Below are 8152 nucleotides of genomic sequence, written 5' to 3'. Positions count from 1 at the left end.
AGCAGGACTGCCCGGCGGCGAAGGCGACCACGGCCGGGCTGGCGGCGCCTTCGAACGCCAGGGCGACCAGCGCGCCGAGCAGCGCGCCGGCCGGGGCGCCGAGCAGCAGGGCACGCCGGGCGGCCATCCGGTCGCCCAGCCCCAGCCAGGCGTACGCCCGGTGGGCGAGCCCCTGGTTCCACGTCCAGCCGCACAGCGCCCCGGCCAGCAGCGGGACCGTGCCCGCGGGGAGGCCGAAGTCGCCGGGGCCGGTGAACAGGGGTGCGCCGAGGACGTAGGCGAGGCCGGGCAGGGCGAAGACGACGCCGCGCAGCAGGCAGCCCAGCAGGCCGATCCGCCAGGGGTCCTGGACCGGGCCGTCGGGCTCGGGGCAGCGGCGCTCGACCCGTTCGTAGAGGGTCTCGGCGAGGGCGAAGGAGTTCTTCACGCCGTACCGCTCGCGTATCTGGTCGTCGGAGAGGCCGTCGGACTCCAGCAGGGCGGCTATCTCGTCCGGATGGACGGCCGCGGCTATGAAGTCCTCCAGGCGGACGGCGAGTTCGTCGACCGGATCGGGTTGGGCCCAGCTCGGGGTGCGCTGCCGGGGGAGGCCCGGGAGGGTGTCCGGGCGGGAGCCCGGCGGCAGCTGGACGCTTCCGCTCACCAGCCTGCTCCGTCCGTCGCGACGGCCGCGTACCAGGGGTCGCGCAGTTCCATGGTCCAGTCGGCCACGGTCTCCAGCGTCGGCTCGTACACCTCGTCCTCGCCCGCGAGTTCCTTGTAGATGGTGCGGAAGGCGTCCACCGAGCGGCGCAGCGTGAACCGGTCGATGACACGCTGCCGCGACAACTGCCCCAGTTCGGTGCGCCGTTGGTCGTCCTTGAGCAGGGTCAGCGCGGCGGCGGCCATCTTCTCCGGCTCGCGCGGCGGCACGACCAGCCCCGTGTCGCCGACGGCCTCGCGCACTCCCCCGACGTCCGTCGACACCGTCGTACGGCCGCACGACATGGCCTCGATGAGGGAGAACGGGAAGCCCTCGGAGATCGACGACAGCATGACCAGGTGCCCGGCCCCGTAGGCGCGCCAGACCTCGCTGATGCGGCCCTCGAAGGTCAGGCCGTCGGTGACGCCCAGTTCGGCGGCGAGCTTCTCCAGCCGGGTGCGGTAGGCCTCGCCGCCGGGCGGGACCGGGCCGAAGAGCCTGAGCCGGGCCGCCGGGATCTCGGCGCGCACCATCGCATAGGCCCGGATCAGGGTCTCCAGGTCCTTGATCGGGTCGATCCGGCCGCACCAGGACAGGGTCGGGATCTCGGGCTCGGGGCCGGCGTGCGGGAAGGCGGCCGGGTCGACGCCGTTGTAGACCGTGCGGATCTTGTCGGCGTCGGCGCCGCCGCGCTCCTCCCAGCGGCGGTTGTACTGATTGCACGGCGTGATCAGGTCGGCGGCACGGTAGCCGTAGGAGTTGAGCTCGCGGTAGAAGCCGAGCATGAAGGCCTTCACGGGCCAGCGCTGGGCGCCCTGGCGGTAGCCGAGATAGCGCTCGCGCAGGTAGATGCCGTGCTCGGTGAGCAGGAACGGCACGCCGTCCAGGTGGCGGGCGGCGAGCGCGGGCAGGGTCGCGAGGCCGCTGCTGACGGCGTGCGCGACGGAGTCCTCGGGGATGCGGACGCCGAGCGGGCGCAGGGCGTGTTCCAGCAGGTCGGTCGCGGTCAGCGCGTCGTGCACGGTGGGGCGGGCGGCGGCCGTCGGCAGATGCGGCATGGTCCATATCCACATCAGGGACCGCAGCGCAGACTCGGTGCGCAGGGCCGCCGACAGGCGTCCGTCGCGGGCGAGTCCGGCCAGCTCGGTCAGGGACTCGCCGAAGTCGGCGTGCGAGCCGGGGTCGAGGAAGGAGAGCAGGAAACGCTCGTAGGTCTCGCAGAAGCGGCGGCGGGCCCTGCCGTACGGGGGTCTGGTGCGGCCGGGGCGCGGGCCCCAGGTGGGGACGGAGGTGTGCGCGCAGACGTTGGGCGGCAGTTCCCAGGTGATGGGTTCGCGGCCGTTGCCGGTGAGCGAGACGAGGTGGAAGTCGACCTCGGGCATGCCCTTGACGAGCTGGTCGCACCAGGTGCTGACGCCGCCGTGGACGTGCGGGTAGGTGCCTTCGGTGAGCATGGTGACATGACGGCCTGTTCGCCTCATGCGGTGTTTCCCCCTGTGGTGCGGACCCCTAAAGGCTCTGGGGCAACTTCAGTGTCAAAGCCGACTGGAGTGCTGCCGGGGTCGTCCAGCCCGAGCGGGATCCCGCGTACGGGGTGCCGAAATCGGTCGTGCCCAGTACGAGTTGCTTCTTCGTGCCCTCCGGGGCGGTCACCGGGATCTGGGTGCCGGAGGGTGCGGTGACGGTGCTGCCGATCCGGTACGCCGTCACCTGCCCGTTCGCCAGGGCCGTCTGCCAGGCGGCGCGGCGCTGTACCTCCGTGCCGATGGCGCTGTGCCGGGGGTTCTCCAGCGGGGTGTTGTCGGCGAACAGCGCCCGGTAGTCGTCCAGCACCTTCTCCATGACCGGGTAGAGCAGCCGGTCCTCGGCGAGGTTGGACTGGTGCGCGTAGTGCGGCCGGGGGTCGCCCGCGAGGACGTGGCCGAGGGCGGTGCGGGCCTCCTGCGGGACGATGTGCGCGGCGTAGCCGGTGGCGGGGTCGAGGGGCTCGTCGAGGCAGGTCGAGGTGGGGTTGTCCGCGCAGACGCCGCTGCCGCCGTCGGCCCGCGAGGTGTAGACCCAGTTGTACTCGTCGGCCATCTCGGCCGCCGTGCCCACGTTGTAATACACGTTCATCGGGTGGCGCGGCACGGTCAGCGCGTTGCCGACCGCGCGCTGCCCGGGCTCGCGGGAGTTGTCCGAGGCGATCCACCGGACGCCGGTGTCGGCGAGGGCGCCGGCCAGGTTCGGGTTGTCGTCGGGCTGCTGGGGCAGCGTCCTCAGGCCCGAGTGCTCACCGGTGACCAGCTCGGCGCGGTCGACTGCGAGGCCCTTGTTCACCGCCCAGTCGTGGTTGTCGCGGATCTGCGCGGCGATCTCGGCGCGGCTCGTGTACGTCGTCGAGCCGTCGGCGTTCTTCGCGCAGCTCCACGGCACGGTGGCGGTGTCCTGGACGCAGCCCAGGAAGAGGTGCGTGTAGGTGTGATTGACCCAGCGGTACCGGTCCTTGTCGGCCAGCAGCCGGTCGGCCAGGGCGTCGGTGCCGCCGTGCTCGGTCTTCCACTCCTCGCCGGAGCCGGCGTTGTAGACCAGGTCCAGGGTGAAACCGTGCTCGCGCTGCCACTGGGCGGCGTAGGCGGCGTCGTCCGCGGTCATGCGGATCGGCGTGGTGCCCGCGCCGTCGCCGCCCGCGCAGTCGAAGTCGCCCGGGGTGCAGTTGCGCGCGGTGTCCCAGCGGCCGTCCGGCGCGAACACGTCGTCGACGTGCACGGCGAAGGAGTTGCGGGTCTGCCCGAGGTGCACGCCCTGGGTGAGCCACTCGACGATGCCCCGGGCCAGCAGCCGGAACTGCTGCTGGTTGCCGTTGTAGGCGAAGGTCACGACGAGTTCGCGGCGGCCGTCGTGGGCGTACTCGCCGACGAGGCTGCCACGGCCGGTGCCGCCGGGCACGGGGATGTCGACGTAAGCGGTGAAACCGGCGCGGGGCCGGGCCGCATAGCCGTAACTCTCCTGGACGGACGCCGAGTTGTCCTCGAACCGGAAGGCGCCGTCGAGGTAGCCGAACCAGCCCGCCTTCCCGGCCGTGGTGACGGACGCCTCGCGCCCGTCAAGAGTGCCTGCCCAGCCGCCCTCGCTGGTGTAGTCGAGGCCGACCTCCGGGTGCGCCCAGGTGTAGGCGTCGACCTGCGGGATGCCGTACGTCCGCTCGTACGTCTCCAGGGCGGTCTGTTCGGCGGAGCCCGCGCCGAACGGGGATTCGTTCGGCAGGACGACGCCCTGGTACTTGGCGCGGGGGCTGCCGTTGACCGTGTCACTGAGGAACGACTCGGTGATCTCCGGGCGGCCGGTGTCGGTCAGGTCGAGGGTCGTGTACGGGACGCCGGTGCTTTTCAGCTGGGCGGTGACGGCCCGGACCGCGCTGTCGCCGTTGTCCACCACCAGCACCTTCAGATCGATGCGGGGTTCCTCCGCGGCCGCCGCCCCGGGCGCCACCGCCCCCGCCGTGATCATGCCCGCCGCCGTCACCGCGGCGGCCGTGCTTCTCCATCCGCGCGCACGCTGCGCCATGGTTCCTCCCCCAGAGCGGTGAGCAGGACACTCACCGGATCTCGATGAGTGTGACTCAGTTCACCGACATGGAGGATCAAGAACTGGCCACTACGCCACCGACAGGTGAACGCCCGCAGGAATGAGCGAACACGACCACGCGCGTAGTCTCGTCGTCGAGTGTTCGCCGCACCGGGGAAGGCCCCGTGATACCCGAACCCTGAGGTCGCAATAGGGTCGGCTGTCGGGCCCGGTCGACCCACACCGTTCGACCACAGCAACTTCACATCGGAAGCGAGATTTCACCACCGTGACTGCTCTCACTCTCAGCACCGCCGCGGCGCCCGGTCTGCGGGCCGACGCCATCGTGATCGGTGTCGCCAAGAGTGCCAAGGGGCCGGTCGTCGCGCCGGGCGCCGAGGCCGTGGACAAGGCGTACGACGGCAAACTCGCCGGCGTTCTGGAGACTCTCGGCGCCGCCGGTGCCGAGGGCGAGGTGACGAAGCTGCCGGCTCCGTCCGGCTTCAAGGCCCCGCTCGTGCTGGCGGTGGGCCTGGGCCCGGTGCCCGAGAAGGACACCGGCTACGACACCGAGGCGCTGCGCAAGGCCGCCGGCGTCGCCGCCCGCGCCCTGACCGGCTCCAAGAAGGCCGCCTTCGCCCTGCCGCTGACGGACGCCGCCGACGCCGGCGCGATCGGGGAGGGCGCGCTGCTCGGCGCGTACTCCTTCGACGCCTACAAGGAGAACGGCAAGGACCCCAAGGCGAAGAACGGCAAGGCCCCGCTCGCCGAGGTAACCCTGCTCGGCGGCAAGCCCCGCGACAAGGCGTACAAGGCCGCGATCGAGCGTGCCGTCGCCGTGTCCGAGGAGCTCAACCGCGCCCGCGACCTGGTCAACACCCCGCCGAACGACCTGAACCCCGAGTCGTTCGCCGCGATCGCCCAGGCCGCGGCCAAGGAGCACGGCATCAAGGTGCAGGTGCTCGACGTGAAGGCCCTGGAGAAGGGCGGCTACGGCGGCATCCTCGGCGTCGGGGCCGGTTCGGCGGCGGGCCCGCGCCTGGTGAAGCTGTCGTACACGTCCTCCAAGGCGAAGAAGCACCTCGCCTTCGTCGGCAAGGGCATCACGTACGACTCGGGCGGCATCTCGCTGAAGCCGGCCGGTCACAACGAGACCATGAAGTGCGACATGAGCGGCGCGGCCGCGGTGTTCGCCGCGGTCGTGGCGGCCGCCCGGCTGGGGCTGGAGGTCAACGTCACCGGCTGGCTGGCCCTGGCCGAGAACATGCCCTCCGGGTCCGCGACCCGTCCGGGTGACGTGCTGCGGATGTACAGCGGCAAGACCGTGGAGGTGCTCAACACCGACGCGGAGGGCCGGCTGGTGCTGGCCGACGCCCTGTGGGCGGCGTCCCAGGAGAAGCCGGACGCGATCGTGGACGTCGCGACGCTGACCGGGGCGATGGTGCTGGCGCTGGGGAACCGGACGTTCGGGATCATGGGCAACGACGATGCCTTCCGTACGGCGCTGCACGAGGCGGCGGAGGAGGTCGGGGAGCCGGCGTGGCCGATGCCGATGCCGGAGCACCTGCGCAAGGGGATGGACTCGCCCACGGCCGACATCGCGAACATGGGCGAGCGGATGGGCGGCGGGCTGGTCGCCGGGCTGTTCCTGCGCGAGTTCGTGGGCGAGGGGATCACCTGGGCGCACCTCGACATCGCCGGGCCGGCCTTCAACGAGGGCGGGCCGTTCGGTTACACGCCGAAGGGCGGGACGGGGTCGGCTGTGCGGACGCTGGTGCGGCTTGCCGAGCTGACGGCTGCGGGTGATCTGGGCTGATCGTCGCCCAGTAGCTCGGTCTCGCCCGTTGTGTGGCGAGTGCGGGGGCGTGGGGGCTGGTCGCGCAGTTCCCCGCGCCCCTTGGGGCATGACCCCGCCGTCCGTCACACGTCAGCGTCGGGGCTGGTCGCGCCCGCGCGGCGGAGCCGCAGATCAGACACAGCCCCGCGCCCCTTCGGGGCACGTCTCATCTGAACGTGGGCTGTCTCACACAGCAGCCCGGCGTCTCCTTCTGTGCTGACAAGTGCGAAGATGGGGCTCGGCAGGACAGGGCCCCACCGAAGGGCCGAAGAACGAGCGGCCGGACACCAGCCGCCTGCCGGTCAGTGAAGACCGGCGTACGGCGCACATGCATGGAGGACGTGACGTGGCGAACGACGCCAGCACCGTTTTCGACCTAGTGATCCTCGGCGGTGGCAGCGGTGGTTACGCCGCGGCCCTGCGCGGGGCGCAGCTGGGCCTGGACGTCGCCCTGATCGAGAAGGACAAGGTCGGCGGCACCTGCCTGCACCGAGGATGCATCCCCACCAAGGCCCTGCTGCACGCGGGTGAGATCGCCGACCAGGCCCGCGAGAGCGAGCAGTTCGGTGTGAAGGCGACCCTCGAGGGCATCGACATCGCCGGCGTCCACAAGTACAAGGACGGCGTGGTCGCCGGTCTGTACAAGGGGCTCCAGGGGCTCGTCGCCTCCCGCAAGGTGACCTACATCGAGGGTGAGGGACGCCTGTCCTCCCCGACCTCCGTCGACGTGAACGGCCGGCGCGTCGAGGGCCGCCACGTGCTCCTCGCGACCGGCTCGGTGCCGAAGTCGCTGCCCGGCCTGGAGATCGACGGCGACCGGATCATCTCCTCGGACCACGCCCTCGTCCTGGACCGCGTGCCCAAGTCCGCGATTATCCTGGGCGGCGGTGTCATCGGCGTCGAGTTCGCCTCCGCGTGGAAGTCCTTCGGCACCGACGTCACCATCGTCGAGGGCCTGAAGCACCTCGTCCCGGTCGAGGACGAGAACTCCTCCAAGCTGCTGGAGCGCGCCTTCCGCAAGCGCGGCATCAAGTTCAACCTGGGCACCTTCTTCGAGAAGGCCGAGTACACCCAGGACGGTGTCAAGGTCACCCTCGCCGACGGCAAGCAGTTCGAGGCCGAGGTCCTGCTCGTCGCCATCGGCCGCGGCCCGGTCTCCCAGGGCCTGGGCTACGAGGAGCAGGGCGTCGCCATGGACCGCGGCTACGTCCTGGTCGACGAGTACATGCGCACCAACGTCCCGACCATCTCCGCCGTCGGTGACCTCGTCCCGACCCTCCAGCTCGCCCACGTCGGCTTCGCCGAGGGCATCCTGGTGGCGGAGCGTCTGGCCGGTCTCAAGACCGTTCCGATCGACTACGACGGTGTCCCGCGGGTGACGTACTGCCACCCGGAGGTCGCCTCCGTCGGTATCACCGAGGCGAAGGCCAAGGAGATCTACGGCGCGGACAAGGTCGTCGCTCTGAAGTACAACCTCGCGGGCAACGGCAGGAGCAAGATCCTGAACACCGCGGGCGAGATCAAGCTCGTCCAGGTCAAGGACGGTGCCGTCGTCGGCGTCCACATGGTCGGCGACCGCATGGGCGAGCAGGTCGGCGAAGCCCAGCTGATCTACAACTGGGAGGCGCTGCCCGCCGAGGTCGCGCAGCTCATCCACGCCCACCCGACGCAGAACGAGGCGCTCGGCGAGGCCCACCTGGCCCTGGCCGGCAAGCCCCTCCACGCGCACGACTGACCCCTCGGTCGACGAACGCGACGACACAGACTTCCGCACTTTCCGTAAGGAGCAACCGAAACCATGGCGGTTTCCGTAACCCTTCCGGCGCTCGGCGAGAGCGTCACCGAGGGCACTGTCACCCGCTGGCTGAAGGCCGAGGGTGAGCGCGTCGAGGCCGACGAGCCGCTGCTCGAGGTCTCCACCGACAAGGTCGACACCGAGATCCCCTCCCCCGCCGCCGGTGTCCTGGCGTCCATCAAGGTCGCCGAGGACGAGACGGTCGAGGTCGGCGCCGAGCTGGCCGTGATCGACGACGGCACGGGCGCGCCCGCCGCCGCCCCGGCCCCGCAGGCCGAGCAGGTCGCCGAGC

Annotated in this window: 5 protein-coding genes and 1 pseudogene; 3 read left to right on the top strand and 3 right to left on the bottom strand. The window is 71.2% G+C overall.

The annotated features are described in order from the left end of the window. The 3 genes and pseudogenes from CCL05_RS18685 to CCL05_RS18675 form a co-directional block, all read right to left on the bottom strand. Window positions 1-643 (bottom strand): annotated as a pseudogene (locus CCL05_RS18685) (hypothetical protein); the annotation flags it as partial. Beyond that, window positions 640-2163, bottom strand: coding sequence for a GT4 family glycosyltransferase PelF (pelF, locus tag CCL05_RS18680; protein ID WP_086561639.1), 1524 nt, complete (start codon window positions 2161-2163; stop codon window positions 640-642). The pseudogene CCL05_RS18685 and the gene pelF, both read right to left, overlap by 4 nt. A 28-nt stretch (window positions 2164-2191) precedes the next feature. Then, window positions 2192-4228: a hypothetical protein gene (locus CCL05_RS18675; protein WP_086561638.1), complete on the bottom strand. Its 2037-nt coding sequence runs from the start codon at window positions 4226-4228 to the stop codon at window positions 2192-2194. Between the two features lie 289 nt (window positions 4229-4517). On the opposite strand from CCL05_RS18675, the gene CCL05_RS18670 reads away from it, so the two are divergent. The 3 genes from CCL05_RS18670 to CCL05_RS18660 all read left to right on the top strand — a co-directional run. Next, window positions 4518-6044 carry a leucyl aminopeptidase gene (locus CCL05_RS18670; protein ID WP_086561637.1) on the top strand — a complete coding sequence of 509 codons (1527 nt, stop codon included), beginning with the start codon at window positions 4518-4520 and terminating at the stop codon, window positions 6042-6044. 367 nt (window positions 6045-6411) lie between these two features. Further along, the gene (lpdA, locus tag CCL05_RS18665; RefSeq protein ID WP_086561636.1) at window positions 6412-7800 is read left to right on the top strand and encodes a dihydrolipoyl dehydrogenase; all 1389 of its coding nucleotides are present in this window, start codon (window positions 6412-6414) and stop codon (window positions 7798-7800) included. A 63-nt stretch (window positions 7801-7863) separates the two neighbouring features. Continuing rightward, window positions 7864-8152: biotin/lipoyl-containing protein (locus tag CCL05_RS18660; protein ID WP_341868269.1), on the top strand; the 289-nt coding region annotated here is incomplete at its 3' end.

This window comes from Streptomyces africanus, assembly GCF_002150735.1.
In the GTDB taxonomy this organism is placed as follows: Bacteria; Actinomycetota; Actinomycetes; order Streptomycetales; family Streptomycetaceae; genus Streptomyces; species Streptomyces africanus.
Note: the sequence above shows the minus strand (reverse complement) of the source record. Positions and strands in the feature narration are given on the sequence as shown.